Genomic DNA, 15,798 nt, shown 5'->3' on the forward strand with positions numbered 1-15,798 from the left:
GGACCGCGGCACAGCAGGCGGCGGGCCGGCGTTCGACCTGTGAACGCACTATGCGTCACGACCGAGTTGACAACCCGTCAGGCGCCACGAGGCGCCGGGAAACGTAGGACCGTCCGGTGGAAGAGTCAATGAAAGCGAACGAGGCAGCCGTCAGGACATGGAAAAGGCGCCCCGGCCGGAGCCGGGACGCCTTCGGGTTCCGTAGCCTGCGCTACCGAGCGGTCAGGAGTTGGGGCGCAGGGTCCACACGACCGTCATCTCGCCGGTCACGGCGCCGTCCGCGCGCTGGATCTCGATGACGACGGGGAACTCGGGGCGCTGCCCCGCGTCGAGTTCGGCCACCACGTCGGCGATCGGGCGGCCAAGCGTCGCGGTCGCGGTGACGACGCCCATGGCGAGCTTCTTGTAGCCGATCTCCGCCTTGACGGCGAGCGGCACGGCACGGTTCATCTGGTCGCCGAACGCGGCGATGACGATGGCGCCACTGGCGGACTCGGCGAGCGTGAACATCGCTCCGGCGTGCGGGCCACCCACGTGGTTGTGGTACTCGGGCTGGTCCGGCAGCTCCACCACGGCGCGCTCGGGGGTGGTCTCCAGGAACTTCAGGTTGAGGGTGCGGGCCATGGGAACGGTCGCGGCGAGCATCTCGCCCACGGACATCTGATCAGCGCTCATGGGCCGATGTTACCCATGGGTAGCCGTCATTGACCATCCCCTGCCGGGGGCGGCCGTAGCAGGAGCGGGAGTGCACCTCTATGGTTACTGGCCATGTGGCCAGGACAGCAGCCGCCCGGGGGCGAGCAGAACCCGCAGGATCCGAATCAGAACCCGTACCAGCAGCCGGGGTACCAGCAGCAGAACCCCTATGCGCAGCCGGGGCAGCCGCCCACGCAGCCGCCGGGATACCCGCCGCAGGGTTACCAGACGCCGAACCCGTACCAGCAGCCGACGGTGCCGCAGTACCCGGTGGGCAGCCCGCCCGGGCCGCCGCAGCCGCCGGGGAACAACGACAAGAAGAAGACCACCCTCATCGCCATCGTCGCGGCCACCGCCGTGGTCGTGGCCGCCGCCGTGACCGGCGTGATGGTCCTCAAGGACGACGGCAAGAGCGACACCAAGGCCGACGGCAAGGACAAGCAGTCGCCCGCGGCCTCGTCGCCGGCGGCGCCGTCCTCCCCGGCCGCCAACCCGCGTGGCGCGGGCGCCCAGGTCCAGCCGGTGATCGCGGGCTGGAAGGTCGTGGTGAATCCGACCAAGGGCGACGCCTTCGACGTGCCGCCGGACTGGGAGGTCGACAGCCCCGGCATGAGCGTGGGCTGGTCCGACAAGGCGGACCCCAACGGGTTCGGCGGCATGATGATGTCCTCCCCCGCGTACTACAAGTCGAAGTGGTGCACCGCCAAGAACGGCAGCGGCCGCGACGAGAACACCGCTCTCGCCCAGATCGGCACCAAGGGCGCGAACGGCGCCAAGTCGACGGACGACGCGGCCGAGCAGGCCGACGACTGGCTGTACTACGCCTACACCCAGCCGGACAAGAACCACATCACCTCCGAGAAGCCGGTCCCCTTCACTACCAAGTCGGGTCTCCAGGGCAGCGTGGTCCGCGCCAAGACGACCGGTGTGAAGAAGACGAACAAGTGCTCCACCGAGGGCCAGTCCGTGCTGTTCGGCTTCAAGACCGCCAAGGGCGACCTCGCCGCCTGGTCCTTCATCGCCAACACGGGCGTGCCCGACGCGGTTCCTGAGGACACCATCCAGAAGATCCTCAGCACCATCCGGCTCGTGCCGGTCACCGAGTCCGGTTCCTGACACGCACCGCTTGTGCGATCCGGTCCTGGAAGGGACCGGGTTCCTGGCGCGGGCGAGGCCGCAAACCGTTTGTCGCCATGGGGTGGCGGCGGCGATAGTCCCTGAGTGACTTCCGCCGCCGCCACCCCTTCGCCTGTGCGCCGCCCCTCGTGGGCGGGCCGCAACTACACCCTGCTGACCGCCGCCGCGGTCGTGACCAACCTGGGCAGCCAGGGTGCCCTGATCGCGGCGGCGTTCGCGGTGCTCAAGGCCGGCGGCAGCGGTGGCGACGTGGGCCTGGTCGCGGCGGCCCGCACCGTGCCGCTCGTCCTGTTCCTCCTGGTCGGCGGCGCGCTGGCCGACCGGCTTCCGCGCCACCGGGTGATGGTCGCCGCCAACACCCTCAACTTCCTTTCCCAGGGCGCCTTCGCGCTCCTCGTCCTGACCGGCACCCCGTTGCTCTGGCAGATGATGGCGCTCACCGCGCTCGGCGGTGTGGGCCAGGCCTTCTTCGGCCCCGCCTCGGAGGGCATGCTCATGTCCAGCGTGAGCGGCGCGGAGGCGGGCCGCGCCTTCGCGTTCTACCGGATGGCGATGCACGGCGCGGGCATCGGCGGGGCCGCCCTCGGCGGCGCGCTGATCGCCGTGTTCGGCCCGGGCTGGGTGCTCGCGATCGACGCGGCGGCCTTCGCGGTGGCGGGCGCGCTGCGGGCCTTCCTCGACGTGAGCCACATCCCGCCGCGCGAGGCGGGCGGCGGCATGATCTCCGATCTCCGCGAGGGCTGGCGGGAGTTCATCACGCGGCCGTGGCTGTGGTCGATCGTGGTGCAGTTCGCGGTGGTCAACGCCGTGGTCGCGGCAGCCGAGGCGGTGTACGGGCCGCTGGTGGCCCGCGACGAGCTGGGCGGGGCGGGGCCGTGGGGGCTCGCGCTCGCCGCGTTCGGCGCCGGCACGTTCTGCGGCGCGCTCCTGATGATGCGCTGGAAGCCGCGCCGGCTGCTGCTCGCGGGCAGCCTGTGCGTCTTTCCGCTGGCCCTGCCCTCTGCGGCGCTCGCCATACCGCTGCCGGTGGGCGCGCTCGCGGCGGCCATGCTGGTGACGGGCGTGTCGATCGAGGTGTTCGGCGTCTCCTGGATGACCGCGCTCCACCAGGAGATCCCGGAGGAGAAGCTCTCGCGCGTCTCCGCCTACGACTGGCTGGGCTCGATCGCCATGGTGCCGCTGGCCACCGCGCTCGCCGGGCCCGCGCAGAGCGCTGTCGGCCGCACGTCCGCGCTGTGGGGCTGCTCGGCGCTGATCGTGCTGCTCACCGCGGCGGTCCTGTGCGTGCCCGACGTACGCCGCCTGACCCGGCGCACCGAGCCGGTGGCCGCGGGCGGGCCCGGGGTGTCAGCCGATGCTGAAGGCGCCGTCGGGCGGCTCGGGTGAGGGCTGCGCGTCCGCGTCGCCGACGGGCCGCGCGTCCGCGACGAAGCGGCGCAGCGAGTCGCCGTGCTCGACCCGGGCCGGAAAGGCGTCGCCCGCCGTGCGCCGCGCGAGCGCCGCGACGTCGAGGGGCCGCGCCGAGGCGAGCAGTACGGCGTTCCCGAAGCGCCGCCCGCGCAGCACCGACGGCTCGGCGATCAGCGCGACCTCCGCGAACACCGCCCGGAACGTGGCCAGTTGGGAGCGCAGGAACGCGAAGGGTGCGCCGTCCGCCAGGTTGGCGGCATAGATGCCGCCGGGCTTGAGAAGGCGCTCGGCGACGCGCGCGTACTCGATCGAGGTGAGGTGCGCGGGCACCCGCGAGCCGCCGAAGACGTCCGCGACGAGCAGGTCGGCCGAGGCGGCCGGCGCGCGCTCGGCCCACGCCCTGGCGTCCGCCGCGTGCAGGGTGATCCCGGCGTCCGGAGGCAACGGCAGATGTTCGCGGACGAGTTGGACGAGCGCGCGGTCGGCGTCCACGACGTCCTGCCGCGAGCCGGGCCGGGTCGCCGCGACATAACGGGGCAGGGTGAGCGCCCCGCCGCCGAGGTGCAGCACGTCGAGCGGGGCGCCTTCGTCGGCCGCGCAGTCCACGACATGGGCGAGCCGGCGCACGTACTCGAACTCGATGTACGTGGGGTCGTCGAGGTCCACGTACGACTGCGGGGCGCCGTTCACCGTCAGGAGCCAGGCGCGCCGGCGGTCGACGTCGGGCAGCAGTTTGGCGGTGCCCCAGTCGACCTCCCGGACGACGGGTATCGGTTCGGCGCGCGGGTCGTCGTTCACCGTCCCATTGTGCCCTTGCTCGGCAGATGTCAGGAGTTCGCATCTCCTGGGCGAGCGCCCGGCGGACGGGTGCGGGTCGCCGGGCGGTGTGCGTCAGGCCCAGAGCGCCTTGACGGCGTGGACATGGGCGGCGGCCTGGGCGAGGCCGGCCCGGGCGGCCGGGGCGCGCCGCGCGGGGTCGAGGCTGCTGCGCCCGAAGGCCTTCTTGGCCGCGGCGTCCGGCGTGATCAGCACGACCTTCGCGCCCGCCGCGGTGAGCTTCGCGGCCTGGGCCGCGGGGGAATCGAGCGGGCCGCCGCCGGCCGGGCTGGGCGCGAGGATCACGACGCGGCTGCAGCCGGCCGCGAGGTGCGCGTTGGCCGTGGAGTGCAGGCCGCCGTCGATCCACTTGCACCCGTCGATGGTGACCGGCGGCCAGACCAGCGGGACCGCGCAGCTCGCGGCGACCGCGTCGACGAGCGGGACGCCGCTGTCCTGGTCGAAGACCCTCAGCTCGCCGGTGTCGGCGGCGACCGCGGTGAGCTTCAGGGCCCGCTCGGGCCACTCGTGCGTGAGCAGCCGCGCGGCGATGACCGCACGCCGGTCGGCTTCGCTCGGGGTGTCCGCGACCAGCGCCATCCTGCCCATCTTCGCGCCGTATTGCTCGGGCGTGCGGGAGCCGATCACGGCCCGCGCGTAGCGGAATATCTTGCCCGCGCCGAGGCGTCCCGCGATCTCCCCCTCGGGGTGGGCGAGTTGACGCTCGTAGAGCTCGGGGAGGCCGATGCGCGCGCTCGTGTTCACGCCGACGACCGCGCCCGCCGAGCTGCCTACGACGAGATCGGCGTCGGTCAGATCCACGCCCGCCTCGGCGAGCCCGTGCAGGATGCCGATCTCCCAGCCCACTCCGATGAGCCCGCCCGAACCGAGTACCAGTGCAGTGTCCGTCATGATCGCAGTGTGCCGGAACGCCAACGGCCCGCCTCCCCCGGGGTGCTGGGGAAGGCGGGCCCGCCGGTCACAGGACCGAGCTCACCGTTCCGGCGCCGACGGTGCGGCCGCCCTCGCGGATGGCGAAGCCGAGACCCGGCTCCAGGGGCGTGTCCCGGCCGAGCTCGACGGTCATGGTGACCGTGTCGCCGGGCCGGGCGACCGCGAGCTCACCGAGGTCGACGTCGCCGACCACATCCGCGGTGCGGATGTAGAACTGCGGCCGGTAGCCGGTCGCGATCGGCGTCGCGCGGCCGCCCTCGCGCGTGGAGAGGACGTACACCTGGGCGGTGAACCTTCGGCTCGGCGAGACGCTGCCGGGCTCGGCGATCACGTGTCCGCGGCGGACCGCGTCGCGTGGCACCCCGCGCAGGAGCAGCGCGACGTTGTCGCCGGCCTGGGCCGACTCCATGGGCTTGCCGAACGTCTCCAGGCCCGTGACCACCGACTCGACGTCCGCGCCCAGGACTTGGACCCGGTCACCGACCCGCACCGTGCCGCGCTCGACCGCTCCGGTGACGACCGTGCCGCGCCCGGTGATGGTGAGCACGTTCTCGACCGGCAACAGGAACGGCGCGTCCACATAGCGCTCGGGCATGGGCACGTAGGTGTCCACGGCGTCGAGCAGCGCGCCGATCGCCTCGGTCCAGCGCGGCTCGCCCTCCAGGGCCTTGAGCCCGGAGACCCGGACGACGGGCACGGAGTCTCCCCCGTATCCGTGCGCGGACAGCAGTTCGCGCACTTCGAGCTCGACCAGGTCCGTGAGCTCCTCGTCGCCCGCGTCCGCCTTGTTGAGCGCGACCACGATGTGGTTCACGCCCACCTGGCGGGCGAGCAGCACGTGCTCCGCGGTCTGCGGCATGATCCCGTCGAGCGCGGACACCACGAGGATCGCCCCATCGAGCTGGGCGGCGCCGGTGACCATGTTCTTGACGTAGTCGGCGTGGCCCGGCATGTCGACGTGCGCGTAGTGGCGGGTGTCGGTCTCGTACTCGACGTGCGCGATGTTGATGGTGATGCCGCGGGCGGCCTCCTCCGGGGCCCGGTCGATCCGGTCGAACGGCACGAACGTGCCGCTGCCGCGCTCGGCGAGCACTTTGGTGATGGCGGCGGTCAGGGTCGTCTTGCCGTGGTCGACGTGACCCATGGTGCCGATGTTGAGGTGGGGCTTGGTGCGTACGTATGCCGTCTTGGGCATGGCTGGATGTCCCTCGCGTGGTCGCTGAGCGTGCTGGGACCCCTGAATCCGGCCGACCCTCCCCGTGCGGGGTCCGCCGGACTTTCCGGGAAGGGTCAGCTTCGGGCGCCGCCGAAGGGCGCTGCGGCCGTGACTGCGTCGGCCGCTGTGAAGACGGCAGCCTTCGGCGCGTCCGCGACTGCGGACGGCGCTGCGGGGAAGGCGTACCTGGACATGTCGCCGATCATCCCTGGTGGGCGACGGCGCGTCGAATGGTTTTCGGCGGGCGGGAGTTGAGCCGCCGGGCGCCGCCTACAGGTTCTTCAACGCCTCGCGCACGGACAGCGGCGACAGACGTTCGCGCTCGGCGCTCACGAAGGCGCGGACCGCGCCCGGGTCGGTCTTGGCGTACTCGCGCAGGCTCCAGCCGATGGCCTTGCGGATGAAGAAGTCCGGGTGCGTGCCGCGGCGCAGGCAGTACGCGAAGAGGCGGTCGGGGTCGGTGCGGTCCTTGTAGGCGAGCTGGTGGAGCAGGGCGGTGCGGGCGATCCAGAGGTCGTCGTCCTCGATCCACTCGTCCATCACGGCGGCCAGCTCGTCGTCGGCGGCGACGAGCGGGCCGACGACGTGGGCGGCGAGGTGGTCGACGGTGTCCCACCAGGAGGTGGTGGCGACGAGGTGGCGGGCGACCGGCAGGAACCCGGACGAACAGACCCGGACATGGCGCCGCAGGTAGTCGACCGCGAAATAGTGGTACTCGCGCTCGGCCAGCTCCCAGCACCGCAGCGCGACGGCGGCGCAGTCCGCCTCGGTGGGCCGCGGGAGCCCGTCGAGCACGGTCCGCGACAGCGTGCGCCGCTCGGGGGTGCGGATGCCGAGGAAGGGGGCGACGCCCTTCATGTACGCGACCATCTCGGCGGCCCGGTGCGGGTCGCCGCCCCCGGGATAGACCCGGACGAGCCGTCCGAGCACGTCGTCGGCGAGCGGACTGCGGGGCACGCGAGGCGTCATGGGATCACGGTACGGGCAGAACGCGCGGCGCCCGTCGCGGGCCCGGGGCGGGGTTCGGACATGGTTCTTACGACGGGCAACGGTCCGCGTCGGTTAGTCTCCCCGGATGCTGGAGCCCGCCGTCCACCCGTCCCCCGGCCTCGCCGCCCGCTGTACGAGAGCAGTGCTCTCGCCGTGGGCCCGGCTCGGGCTGCTCGTCGTGGTGCTCGCGGCCGCCGGAAGCGCGGTGCTGGTCCTCCAGCCGCAGCGGCTGCTCGCCGACGGCTGGCCGCCACAGGTGGGCGGGGCCGGTGCGGTGGTCCTCTTCGCGGTGGCGTACGGGCTGTGCACGGCGGCGTTCGTGCCGCGACCCATCCTCAATCTGGCCGCCGGGGCGCTCTTCACCACCTGGGCCGGATTCGCGTCCTCGCTGGTGGGCACGGTGCTCGGCGCGGGCATCGCGTTCGGGCTCGGCCGGGTGCTCGGGCAGGACGCGCTGCGGCCCCTGTTGCGCGGGCGCTGGCTGAAGGCGGCGGACGGCCAGCTGTCGCGGCACGGGTTCCGCTCGATGATGGCGATCCGGCTGTTCCCCGGCGTGCCCTTCGCAGGCGCCAACTACTGCGCTGCGGTCTCGCGCATGGGGTGGGCGCCGTTCCTCCTCGCGACGGGCCTCGGCTCGGTGCCCAACACCCTCGCGTATGTCGTCGCGGGCAGCAGCGCCTCGTCGCCGACCTCGCCCGCCTTCCTGATCGCGATGGGGTTCATCGTGCTGAGCGGTGCCGGGGCCGCCGCGGTGGCCTGGTGCAAGCGGCACGGATTGCGGCAGCGGTAGAGCGCAGGCCCGGCGAGGTCCACCGGAATCCGGACGGCCACGCTTCCCCCAGGCCTCGCTGCGTCAACCATCCGTTAACTCACGGCCGTTACCGTGCCCCTCGATCCGCGCAAGATCGCCGGTGCGGCCGTGCCGTACCGGGCGCTCCGGCCGGTCCCCGTCGTGCCGAGCGGCCGTGGCCCCGACCCTCTTGGATGGCGCAGTAACCCATGTCTTGGTTCGAATCGTTCATACTCGGGCTCGTCCAGGGGCTTACGGAGTTCCTGCCCGTCTCCTCCAGCGCGCATCTGCGGCTGACCGCGGCCTTCGCGGGCTGGCAGGACCCGGGTCCGGCATTCACGGCGATCACGCAGATCGGCACCGAGACGGCCGTCCTCATCTACTTCCGTACGGACATCGCGCGGATCGTCTCGACCTGGTTCCGCTCGCTCACCGACCGCTCCCTGCGCGGTGACCAGGACGCGCGGATGGGCTGGCTCGTCATCGTCGGCTCGATCCCGATCGGCGTGCTCGGCATCGTCCTGAAGCACCAGATCGACACCTCCTTCCGCGATCTGCGGGTGATCGCCACCACCCTGGTCGTGATGGGTGTCGTGCTCGGCATCGCCGACCGGCTCGCGGCCCGCGACGAGTCGGGCGGCCGTCACCGGGCCGCCAAGGAGCGCAAGTCGCTGCACGAACTCAGCACCAAGGACGGCCTGATCTACGGCATCTGCCAGGCCATGGCGCTGATTCCGGGCGTCTCGCGGTCCGGCGCCACCATCAGCGGCGGCCTCCTCATGGGCTACACCCGCGAGGCGGCGGCCCGTTACTCCTTCCTGCTCGCGATCCCGGCCGTGCTCGCCTCGGGGGTCTTCGAGCTGAAGGACGCGGGCGGTCCGGGTCAGGCCCCGATGCTTGAGACGCTCTTCGCCGCGGTCATCGCCTTCGGTGTGGGCTATGCGGTCATCGCGTGGTTCATGGCCTTCATCTCCAACAAGAGCTTCATGCCGTTCGTGGTCTACCGCATCGTGCTCGGCATCGCGCTGTTCGTCCTGATCGCCGCCGGAACCCTCAGCCCGGACGCGGGCGGCGGCCTTTAACCCGCCTGATGCCTAAGGGAGTTGGCGACCTCAGCCCGCCGCCTCCCCGGGCCCGTCGCCCTTGATTTCCTCCGCGCGCAGTGCCAGGTCCTGGAGCACATCGGCCGAGGTCACGTCCTGCTCGCCGGAATCGTGGACCTGGGCGAGGGCCACGAACGCGAGGCTGAACGCGGCCACGAGCTGGCGGATGGCGCCGCCGACCTCCCTCGCCACGAGGGTGGCCATCTCCTGCGGGGTGGCGTCGGCCGGGATCTCGATGTGCGGCATCGTCTCGTTGAGCAGAGCGGTGACGATGCCGATGTCCGTTTCCCTGGCGCCCCGTTCGTCGTCCTCCTCGATGCGGCGGCGGTAGTCCCCGGCCTCGGTGAGAATGCCGATCACTCGCTTGAGAACCTCGCTCTGCTCCATGCCGCGAGGATAGGCGGCGACGTCCGCCCAGGGTCCGGACAACGCCCCGAGCGCTCCGGGCAGTTGCCGCGCCGGTACGGCCGCGTGTCCGGATCTCGCCCCCCGACAACCGCTTCGTTCCGGGCCTCCCACCTCACTCAACTGCTTCATGTTGGCTGAGAGTTTCCACTCCGTGGCGGTGGGTCACCTCATGGCCGTAGGGTTGTCTCCATGCCCCCGACTTTCGACCGCCGCTCCCTTCGCCCTGCCGACGTGGTGAACGCGGAGATCCGCTCGCTGTGGGAGCGGTCCGACGGACGCCTCTCGCCCGAAGAGGAGGAGCGCTATCACTGGCTCCTGGTCGAGTGGGCCGCGGCCGTCCGCGGAGACGCCGCCCAGGCGGCCTGACTTCGGGCGGGCCAAACGTCCCACACCCTGTGACCTTGACCACCCCCCCACCGCTCCCACCTGGGGTTCGGCGCATTTGGCGGAGGTGGTTGTCCGACCGGACCCGTAGCCTGGGGCGCATGTCTTCCTCCCCCGAGCGGCCCGGCCCCGCGCCGACCGACGCGGATGCCGCCAACGACGCCATCCGTGCGCTCGTCGACGGCGCGGACGAGCACTGGCCCGCGGAGGAGTACGAGCGGCTGCTCGCCGAGTGGGCCGCGGCGGTGGGCGAAAGCGCCCCGGTCGCGGCGGGGGCGTCCTCGCGCCGACGGGCCTGAGCCGCCCGAATTCCGGTTGCTGTGGCCCGCGTCACGGTGTTGGAGTGGCCGGATGGACACCACTACTTTCGGTACCGATGACGAGTTGCTCGCGGTTTTCGACCGGCAGATGCGGGAGAACGCCCTGCCCGACGGCCCCGGCGCGATCGTCGAGCGGTCCGGCGATGTCGTACGGCAGGTGGGGCCCGGCCAGGTGTGGAACGGCATCATCTGGTCGGACCTGACCGCGGCGAACGCGGACGCGGAGATCGCGGCACAGGCCCGCCACTTCGCCTCGCTCGGCAACGAGTGCGAGTGGAAGCTGTACGCCCACGACTGCCCCGCCGACCTCGGCCGGCGCCTCCTCGCGGCCGGATTCGAGGCCGAGCCCGAGGAAACCGTCATGGTCGCCCGGGTCGCGGACCTTCCCCTCGACGTCGAGCCCGCCGACGGCATCACCCTGCGCCCGGTGACCGACGCGGCCGGGGTGGACCTCATGGCATGCGTCCACGAGCGGGCCTTCGGCGACGACGGCGTCCGGTTCCGCGCGCGCCTCCTCGCCCAGTTCGCCGAGGCCCCCGAGACCGTCACGGCGGTCGTCGCCCTGGCCGGGGACGTGCCGGTGAGCGCGGCCCGCATGGACTTCCACCCCGGCACGGAGTTCGCCAGCCTCTGGGGCGGCGGCACCCTGCCCGAGTGGCGCGGCAAGGGGATCTACCGTGCCCTGATCGCCTACCGCACCCGCATCGCCGCCGAACGCGGCTACCGCTACCTCCAGGTCGACGCGTCCGACCAGAGCCGCCCCATCCTGCAGCGGCTCGGCTTCACCCCGCTGACGGTGACGACGCCGTACATCCGCCGGCCCTGAAAGCGCTCAGCCCCGGCCAAGCGCTCAGCCCCGGCCCTCGAAGGCGCCGTGCCGGCCCGCCCCCGCCGCGAACCTCGCCGCACCCTCGGCCGCCTCCCCGAGTGCGTGGGCGCCGTGCCGCACCTCGCCCAGCAGGGCTTCCGATTCGCCGAGGCCCTCCTGTTCGAGCAGCGACATCCGGTCGTGGCGCAGGCACGTCTGCGGGAAGGCGGCGATCTCGGCGGCCAGCCGTTCCGCCGCCACGCGGGCGGTGCCGCTCGGGACGACCCGGTCGGCGAGGCCGATGGCGTGGGCCTCGGCCGAGTCCACCGGCCGCCCGGTGAGGACGAGGTCCATGGCGCGGCCCGCCCCGATGAGCCTCGGCAGCCGCACCGTCCCTCCGTCGATCAGGGGCACGCCCCAGCGGCGGCAGAAGACCCCGAACACGGCGTCCTCCTCCATCACCCGCAGATCGCACCACAGCGCGAGTTCCAGGCCGCCGGCCACCGCGTGCCCGGCGACGGCCGCGATCACCGGCTTGGAGAGCCTGAGGCGGGTGGGGCCCATCGGGCCGTCGCCGTCCTCCGTGACCGTGTTGCCGCTCTCGGTGCCGATCGCCTTGAGGTCGGCACCCGCGCAGAACGTGCCGCCCTCGCCCCAGAGCACCGCCACCGCGGCCCGCTCGTCGGCCTCGAAGGCGCGGAAGGCGTCGGCCAGGGCCTTCGCGGTCGGGCCGTCCACCGCGTTGCGCACACCGGGCCGCGAAAGGATCACCGTCGTGACCGGGCCGTGCCGCTCGCTGCGTACCACCGGAGCCGTCTCATCAGTCATGGCGCCAGCGGTAGCACGGGGTGCCAACCAGCCACAAGTGCAGGACTCTTGGCGTACCGGGCCCGCTGGCACAGACTGAGCCGATGACGCAGCGCGTGGACCTCGGAACCCTCCTCGACCGTTTGGCCATCGACGAACTCATCACCGGCTATGCCGCGGCCGTCGACGACGGGGACTGGACCGCCTACCGCGCCCTGTTCGCCGCCGACGGCCGAGCGGACTACCGCCCGGCGGGCGGCATCGAGGGCCCGGCCGAGGACGTGGCCCGCTGGCTCGCCGAGACCATGCGGGTCTTCCCGGTCCGCCAGCACCTGATCACCAACCGCCTGGTGAACCTGCAGGATCTCGGCGGCTACCCGGGCGACCGCGCCGAACTGCGCGCCGACTACCTCAACCCGATGTGCCTGGGCGCCAACGGCGACGGCAGCCCGCCCGCGCCCGACTTCGAGTCCGGCGGGCGCTACACGTTCTCGCTGGTCCGCACGGACGCGGGCTGGCGGCTGAGGTCGGTGACCGTGCACGAGAAATGGCGGCGGATGTCGGGGGCGCTCGCCGGGGGCTGAGCGCGCGGGCCGGACGCGCCGGGCGCCGGGCCGTCTGTGCGTGGCGGCCCCTGACCTGCACACTGGCAGGAGAACCCAACTGATCACGGGGGCGGGCAAGGAGGCGCTGCATGCGGATTCCGGTCGGCCGTCACACACCGCGTCCGAGCGATGCCTGGTGGCGCGGTGCGGCCGCGCTGCTCGCCGGGGCGCTGCCCTCGCCGGCCTTCCCGGCGCCTTCGCTGTGGTGGTTCGCCTACGTCGCCCTCGTGCCCTGGCTGCTGCTGATCCGGTCCGCCGGCAGCGTCCGGCGGGCCGCGCTCGACGGGTGGCTCGGCGGCATCGGCTTCATGCTGGCGGTGCACCACTGGCTGCTGCCGAGCCTCAACGTCTTCATCGTGGTCCTGGCCGCTCTGCTCGGGCTGCTCTGGGCGCCGTGGGGCGTCCTGGTGCGCTCGACGCTGGGGGGCAGGCCCCGCGTCACGCGCGCGCTGGCCGCCGTCGCGGTGGTGCCCTCGGGCTGGCTGATGGTGGAGCTCGTCCGGTCGTGGCAGGGGCTCGGCGGGCCCTGGGGGCTGCTGGGTGCGAGCCAGTGGGAGGCCGCTCCGGCGCTGCGGCTGATGTCGGTGGGCGGGGTGTGGCTGGTGAGCCTGCTGGTGGTGGCGGTCAACACCGCCGTCACGCTCTGTGTGGCCCTCCCCCATGTGCGTACCGCCATGGTGTCCGCCCTTGTGGTGTGTGCCCTCACCACGGGAGCCGTGTGGATGTGGGCTCCGCACATGCAGCGGGACGGGCAGATCAGGGTCGCCGTGGTGCAGCCCGGTGTGATCGAGAACGGCGACGCCCGCTTCGCCCGCAGCGAGGCGCTGACCCGTGCGCTGGCCGGGCAGCACGTGGACCTCGTCGTGTGGGGCGAGAGCAGTGTCGGGCAGGATCTGGCGACCCGGCCGGATCTGGCCGCGCGGATCGCGGCGCTGTCCAAGGACCTGCACGCGGACATCCTGGTGAATGTGGACGCCCGCAGGTCCGACAAGCCGGGCATCTTCAAGAGCTCGGTCCTCGTGGGGCCCGAAGGCCCGACCGGGCAGCGTTACGACAAGATGCGGCTCGTGCCGTTCGGCGAGTACATCCCGGCGCGTTCGCTGCTCGGCTGGGCGACCTCGGTGGGCAAGGCGGCGGGCGAGGACCGGCAGCGCGGCACGACGCCCGTGGTGATGACGCTGCCGGACGCGGTGCGGGTGGGGCCGCTGGTGTGCTTCGAGTCCGCGTTCCCCGACATGAGCCGTCATCTGGTGCGCATGGGCGCCCAGTTGCTCATCGCGCAGTCCTCGACCTCGACGTTCCAGGACACCTGGGCGCCGGCCCAGCACGCCTCGCTGGCCGCGCTGCGCGCCGCCGAGACGGGCCGTCCGACGGTCCATGCGACGCTGACCGGCATCAGCGCGGTCTACGGCCCGGACGGCGGGCGGATCGGCCGGTGGATCGGCACGTCCGCCAGCACCTCCGCGGTGTACGACGTGCCGCTCGCCACCGGCACGACGCCCTATGTGCGGCTGGGCGACTGGGCGGTGTACGGGGCGCTCGCCGTGCTCGCCGCCTTCTGCGCCGCCGAGGGCGCGCGGGCCCTCAGGAGGCCTGCTCCAGAGCCTCCCGCACCACCCGCTCGCACAGCTCGTGAGTCGCCAGCGCGTCCTGCGCGCTGAGCGTCTTGCCCGCCCGTACGGCGTCGAGGAAGGCGAGGACGGACTGTTCGATGCCGCGCTGGCGGGCGACGGGCACCCAGTCGCCGCGGCGGCGCACGGTCGGCTGGCCCTTGTGGTCCACGACCTCGGCGAGGTTGAGGACCTGGCGCTTGGTGTCCTGCCCGGAGACCTCCAGGATCTCCTCGGTGGATCCGTTCATCCGGTTCATGGTGCCGATCGCGGTGAACCCGTCGCCGGAGAGCTGGAGGACCACGTGCTCCATCAGCCCCTCGCGCACGCGGGCGCGTACGACGGTGTGCTCGATCGGTCCCGGCACCAGGAAGCGCAGCGTGTCCACGACATGGATGAAGTCGTCGAGCACCAGGGTGCGCGGGTCCTCGGGAAGACCGACGCGGTTCTTCTGCATGAGGATGAGCTCGCGCGGATGGTCGGCGCACTGCGCGTAGCCGGGCGCGAGGCGCCGGTTGAAGCCGACGGCGAGGCTGACGCCGCGCTCCTCGGCGAGCGCCACGAGCCGCTCGGACTCGGCGAGTTCGTACGCCAGCGGCTTGTCGACATAGGTCGGTACGCCCGCTTCGAGCAGCCGGGCCACGATCTCGGGGTGCACCGCGGTCGGCGCGTGCACGAACGCGGCGTCGAGGTCCTGCGCGAGCAGCGAGTCGAGGTCGGTGTGGCGCTGCGCGGCCGGTATGCGGTGGGCGGCGGCCACCGCGGCGAGGGCGGCCGGGGTGCGGGTCTGCAGATGCAGCTCCGTGCCCGGCAGCATGGTCAGAACGGGCAGATAGGCCTTCTGCGCGATGTCCCCGAGTCCGATGCATCCGACCTTCACGGGGTCTCCTTCTGCCGAGGGGTGTCCTGCTTCCTTGCCTGGTCAGCATACGTGCGCCGGGGCGGCCGCCAGGGGGCGACGTCCGCGGGGGAACGGGGCGCGAAAGCGGGGCCGAGGGCAAGGACCGCACTGATCAGGGCGTTGCGGACCACGCCGCGACCGGGTACACGGCCCGGTGATCAGTCCGGTCCGCCCCGCTGTGCGCGGCCGGCGCTCCGATAACCGTTGGCCGTGGGTCGAGGCCGTCCGCGAGGATGACGCCATGACGACCTCCGAAGTACCGCCGGCCGAGACCGCCGAGCGCAACGAGCCCGCACTGGACGCCACCGAGCGGGCGATGCTCGACGGCTGGCTGGAGTACCACCGCGAGACGCTGGCCTGGAAGTGTGCCGGGCTCACCGACGAGCAGCTCAAGCAGGCCGCCGTGCCGAGCTCGACGCTCACCCTGCTCGGCCTTCTGCGCCACCTGACCGAGGTCGAACGCTGGTGGTTCACCACGGTGTTCGGCGGCGAGCCCGATGTCTGGGTGTACGGGACCGAACAGGACCCGGACCGCGACTTCCATTTCGGCCCCGACGACACCTACGCCGACGCCCTTGCCACCTGGCAGCACGAGGTCGCGACCGCCCGCTCGCACGCGGCGAAGCACGGCCTGGACGACTTCAGCGTCGGCACCGCCCGGGGCGGCCAGCACTTCAGCCTCCGCTGGATCTACACCCACATGATCGAGGAGTACGCCCGCCACAACGGCCACGCCGACCTGATCCGCGAGGCGATCGACGGCTCGACGGGCGAATGAGCCCGAGGAAACACGGAGGCGGCCGGGTCACTCGTGCGGGCCATTTGTAGGCCCGTACTATCGCC

18 protein-coding genes are annotated in these 15,798 nt (G+C 72.5%); 10 read left to right on the plus strand and 8 right to left on the minus strand.

From position 1 onward, the window contains the following. Positions 1-222: 222 nt before the first annotated feature. Entirely contained in the window at positions 223-660 is a 438-nt protein-coding gene (locus tag IE206_RS04850; RefSeq protein WP_189960809.1) for a DUF4442 domain-containing protein, read from the minus strand. 108 nt (positions 661-768) lie between these two features. Here IE206_RS04850 and IE206_RS04855 point away from each other — a divergent pair, with 108 nt between their 5' ends. Both IE206_RS04855 and IE206_RS04860 read left to right on the plus strand, forming a co-directional pair. Then, the gene (locus IE206_RS04855; protein ID WP_189960627.1) at positions 769-1,812 is read left to right on the plus strand and encodes a DUF8017 domain-containing protein; all 1,044 of its coding nucleotides are present in this window, start codon (positions 769-771) and stop codon (positions 1,810-1,812) included. 105 nt (positions 1,813-1,917) lie between these two features. Next, positions 1,918-3,219 (plus strand): MFS transporter, encoded by a 1,302-nt coding sequence (locus IE206_RS04860; RefSeq protein ID WP_189960629.1) that lies wholly within the window; start codon positions 1,918-1,920, stop codon positions 3,217-3,219. On the opposite strand, the gene IE206_RS04865 is transcribed toward IE206_RS04860, so the two are convergent. The 4 genes from IE206_RS04865 to IE206_RS04880 form a co-directional block, all read right to left on the minus strand. Further along, the gene (locus IE206_RS04865) at positions 3,181-4,041 is read right to left on the minus strand and encodes a spermidine synthase (protein ID WP_189960631.1); all 861 of its coding nucleotides are present in this window, start codon (positions 4,039-4,041) and stop codon (positions 3,181-3,183) included. The two genes, IE206_RS04860 and IE206_RS04865, sit on opposite strands and share 39 nt — an antisense overlap. A gap of 93 nt (positions 4,042-4,134) precedes the next feature. Continuing rightward, positions 4,135-4,971: a patatin-like phospholipase family protein gene (locus tag IE206_RS04870; protein ID WP_189960633.1), complete on the minus strand. Its 837-nt coding sequence runs from the start codon at positions 4,969-4,971 to the stop codon at positions 4,135-4,137. A 67-nt stretch (positions 4,972-5,038) separates the two neighbouring features. Further along, positions 5,039-6,208, minus strand: a complete 1,170-nt coding sequence (tuf, locus tag IE206_RS04875) for an elongation factor Tu (RefSeq protein ID WP_189960641.1) — start codon at positions 6,206-6,208, stop codon at positions 5,039-5,041. Positions 6,209-6,499: 291 nt separating this feature from the next. Further along, positions 6,500-7,198 carry a DNA alkylation repair protein gene (locus tag IE206_RS04880; RefSeq protein ID WP_189960643.1) on the minus strand — a complete coding sequence of 233 codons (699 nt, stop codon included), beginning with the start codon at positions 7,196-7,198 and terminating at the stop codon, positions 6,500-6,502. Positions 7,199-7,304: 106 nt separating this feature from the next. On the opposite strand from IE206_RS04880, the gene IE206_RS04885 reads away from it, so the two are divergent. Both IE206_RS04885 and IE206_RS04890 read left to right on the plus strand, forming a co-directional pair. Next, complete coding sequence (locus tag IE206_RS04885; protein WP_189960644.1) at positions 7,305-8,009, plus strand: TVP38/TMEM64 family protein; 705 nt, start codon at positions 7,305-7,307, stop codon at positions 8,007-8,009. 209 nt (positions 8,010-8,218) lie between these two features. Then, positions 8,219-9,091: an undecaprenyl-diphosphate phosphatase gene (locus IE206_RS04890; protein WP_189960647.1), complete on the plus strand. Its 873-nt coding sequence runs from the start codon at positions 8,219-8,221 to the stop codon at positions 9,089-9,091. Positions 9,092-9,121: 30 nt separating this feature from the next. Here the strand turns inward: IE206_RS04890 and IE206_RS04895 are convergent, their stop codons facing one another. Next, the gene (locus IE206_RS04895; protein WP_189960649.1) at positions 9,122-9,499 is read right to left on the minus strand and encodes a hypothetical protein; all 378 of its coding nucleotides are present in this window, start codon (positions 9,497-9,499) and stop codon (positions 9,122-9,124) included. Between the two features lie 210 nt (positions 9,500-9,709). Here IE206_RS04895 and IE206_RS04900 point away from each other — a divergent pair, with 210 nt between their 5' ends. The 3 genes from IE206_RS04900 to IE206_RS04910 all read left to right on the plus strand — a co-directional run bounded on the left by IE206_RS04900 (position 9,710) and on the right by IE206_RS04910 (position 11,050). Then, positions 9,710-9,886, plus strand: a complete 177-nt coding sequence (locus IE206_RS04900) for a hypothetical protein (protein ID WP_189960651.1) — start codon at positions 9,710-9,712, stop codon at positions 9,884-9,886. A gap of 119 nt (positions 9,887-10,005) precedes the next feature. Beyond that, a complete protein-coding gene (locus IE206_RS04905) occupies positions 10,006-10,203 on the plus strand; it encodes a hypothetical protein (RefSeq protein ID WP_189960653.1) in 198 nt (65 codons plus the stop codon). Between the two features lie 52 nt (positions 10,204-10,255). After that, a complete protein-coding gene (locus IE206_RS04910) occupies positions 10,256-11,050 on the plus strand; it encodes a GNAT family N-acetyltransferase (protein WP_189960656.1) in 795 nt (264 codons plus the stop codon). A 24-nt stretch (positions 11,051-11,074) separates the two neighbouring features. Here IE206_RS04910 and IE206_RS04915 read toward each other — a convergent pair whose 3' ends face one another. Further along, a complete protein-coding gene (locus IE206_RS04915; RefSeq protein WP_189960657.1) occupies positions 11,075-11,860 on the minus strand; it encodes a crotonase/enoyl-CoA hydratase family protein in 786 nt (261 codons plus the stop codon). 83 nt (positions 11,861-11,943) lie between these two features. On the opposite strand from IE206_RS04915, the gene IE206_RS04920 reads away from it, so the two are divergent. Beyond that, the gene (locus tag IE206_RS04920; RefSeq protein WP_189960658.1) at positions 11,944-12,423 is read left to right on the plus strand and encodes a nuclear transport factor 2 family protein; all 480 of its coding nucleotides are present in this window, start codon (positions 11,944-11,946) and stop codon (positions 12,421-12,423) included. Between the two features lie 110 nt (positions 12,424-12,533). Then, complete coding sequence (gene lnt / locus IE206_RS04925; RefSeq protein WP_189960659.1) at positions 12,534-14,105, plus strand: apolipoprotein N-acyltransferase; 1,572 nt, start codon at positions 12,534-12,536, stop codon at positions 14,103-14,105. Here the strand turns inward: lnt and IE206_RS04930 are convergent. Further along, positions 14,029-14,934, minus strand: a complete 906-nt coding sequence (locus tag IE206_RS04930) for a Gfo/Idh/MocA family protein (protein ID WP_189960660.1) — start codon at positions 14,932-14,934, stop codon at positions 14,029-14,031. The two genes, lnt and IE206_RS04930, sit on opposite strands and share 77 nt — an antisense overlap. A gap of 262 nt (positions 14,935-15,196) precedes the next feature. Here IE206_RS04930 and IE206_RS04935 point away from each other — a divergent pair, with 262 nt between their 5' ends. Next, a complete protein-coding gene (locus IE206_RS04935) occupies positions 15,197-15,733 on the plus strand; it encodes a DinB family protein (protein WP_189960661.1) in 537 nt (178 codons plus the stop codon). Positions 15,734-15,798 lie beyond the last annotated feature (65 nt).

The organism is Streptomyces violascens (genome assembly GCF_014649955.1).
Lineage (GTDB): Bacteria > Actinomycetota > Actinomycetes > Streptomycetales > Streptomycetaceae > Streptomyces > Streptomyces violascens.

Bases quoted from the DNA above. Each gene is read 5' to 3' on its own strand.
- IE206_RS04850 (WP_189960809.1), bottom strand. From the start codon at position 660: ATGTCCGTGGGCGAGATGCTCGCCGCGACCGTTCCCATGGCCCGCACC.
- IE206_RS04855 (WP_189960627.1), top strand. From the start codon at position 769: ATGTGGCCAGGACAGCAGCCGCCCGGGGGCGAGCAGAACCCGCAGGAT.
- IE206_RS04870 (WP_189960633.1), bottom strand. From the start codon at position 4,971: ATGACGGACACTGCACTGGTACTCGGTTCGGGCGGGCTCATCGGAGTG.
- tuf (WP_189960641.1), bottom strand. From the start codon at position 6,208: ATGCCCAAGACGGCATACGTACGCACCAAGCCCCACCTCAACATCGGC.
- IE206_RS04880 (WP_189960643.1), bottom strand. From the start codon at position 7,198: ATGACGCCTCGCGTGCCCCGCAGTCCGCTCGCCGACGACGTGCTCGGA.
- IE206_RS04885 (WP_189960644.1), top strand. From the start codon at position 7,305: ATGCTGGAGCCCGCCGTCCACCCGTCCCCCGGCCTCGCCGCCCGCTGT.
- IE206_RS04890 (WP_189960647.1), top strand. From the start codon at position 8,219: ATGTCTTGGTTCGAATCGTTCATACTCGGGCTCGTCCAGGGGCTTACG.
- IE206_RS04895 (WP_189960649.1), bottom strand. From the start codon at position 9,499: ATGGAGCAGAGCGAGGTTCTCAAGCGAGTGATCGGCATTCTCACCGAG.
- IE206_RS04900 (WP_189960651.1), top strand. From the start codon at position 9,710: ATGCCCCCGACTTTCGACCGCCGCTCCCTTCGCCCTGCCGACGTGGTG.
- IE206_RS04905 (WP_189960653.1), top strand. From the start codon at position 10,006: ATGTCTTCCTCCCCCGAGCGGCCCGGCCCCGCGCCGACCGACGCGGAT.
- IE206_RS04910 (WP_189960656.1), top strand. From the start codon at position 10,256: ATGGACACCACTACTTTCGGTACCGATGACGAGTTGCTCGCGGTTTTC.
- IE206_RS04915 (WP_189960657.1), bottom strand. From the start codon at position 11,860: ATGACTGATGAGACGGCTCCGGTGGTACGCAGCGAGCGGCACGGCCCG.
- IE206_RS04920 (WP_189960658.1), top strand. From the start codon at position 11,944: ATGACGCAGCGCGTGGACCTCGGAACCCTCCTCGACCGTTTGGCCATC.
- lnt (WP_189960659.1), top strand. From the start codon at position 12,534: ATGCGGATTCCGGTCGGCCGTCACACACCGCGTCCGAGCGATGCCTGG.
- IE206_RS04935 (WP_189960661.1), top strand. From the start codon at position 15,197: ATGACGACCTCCGAAGTACCGCCGGCCGAGACCGCCGAGCGCAACGAG.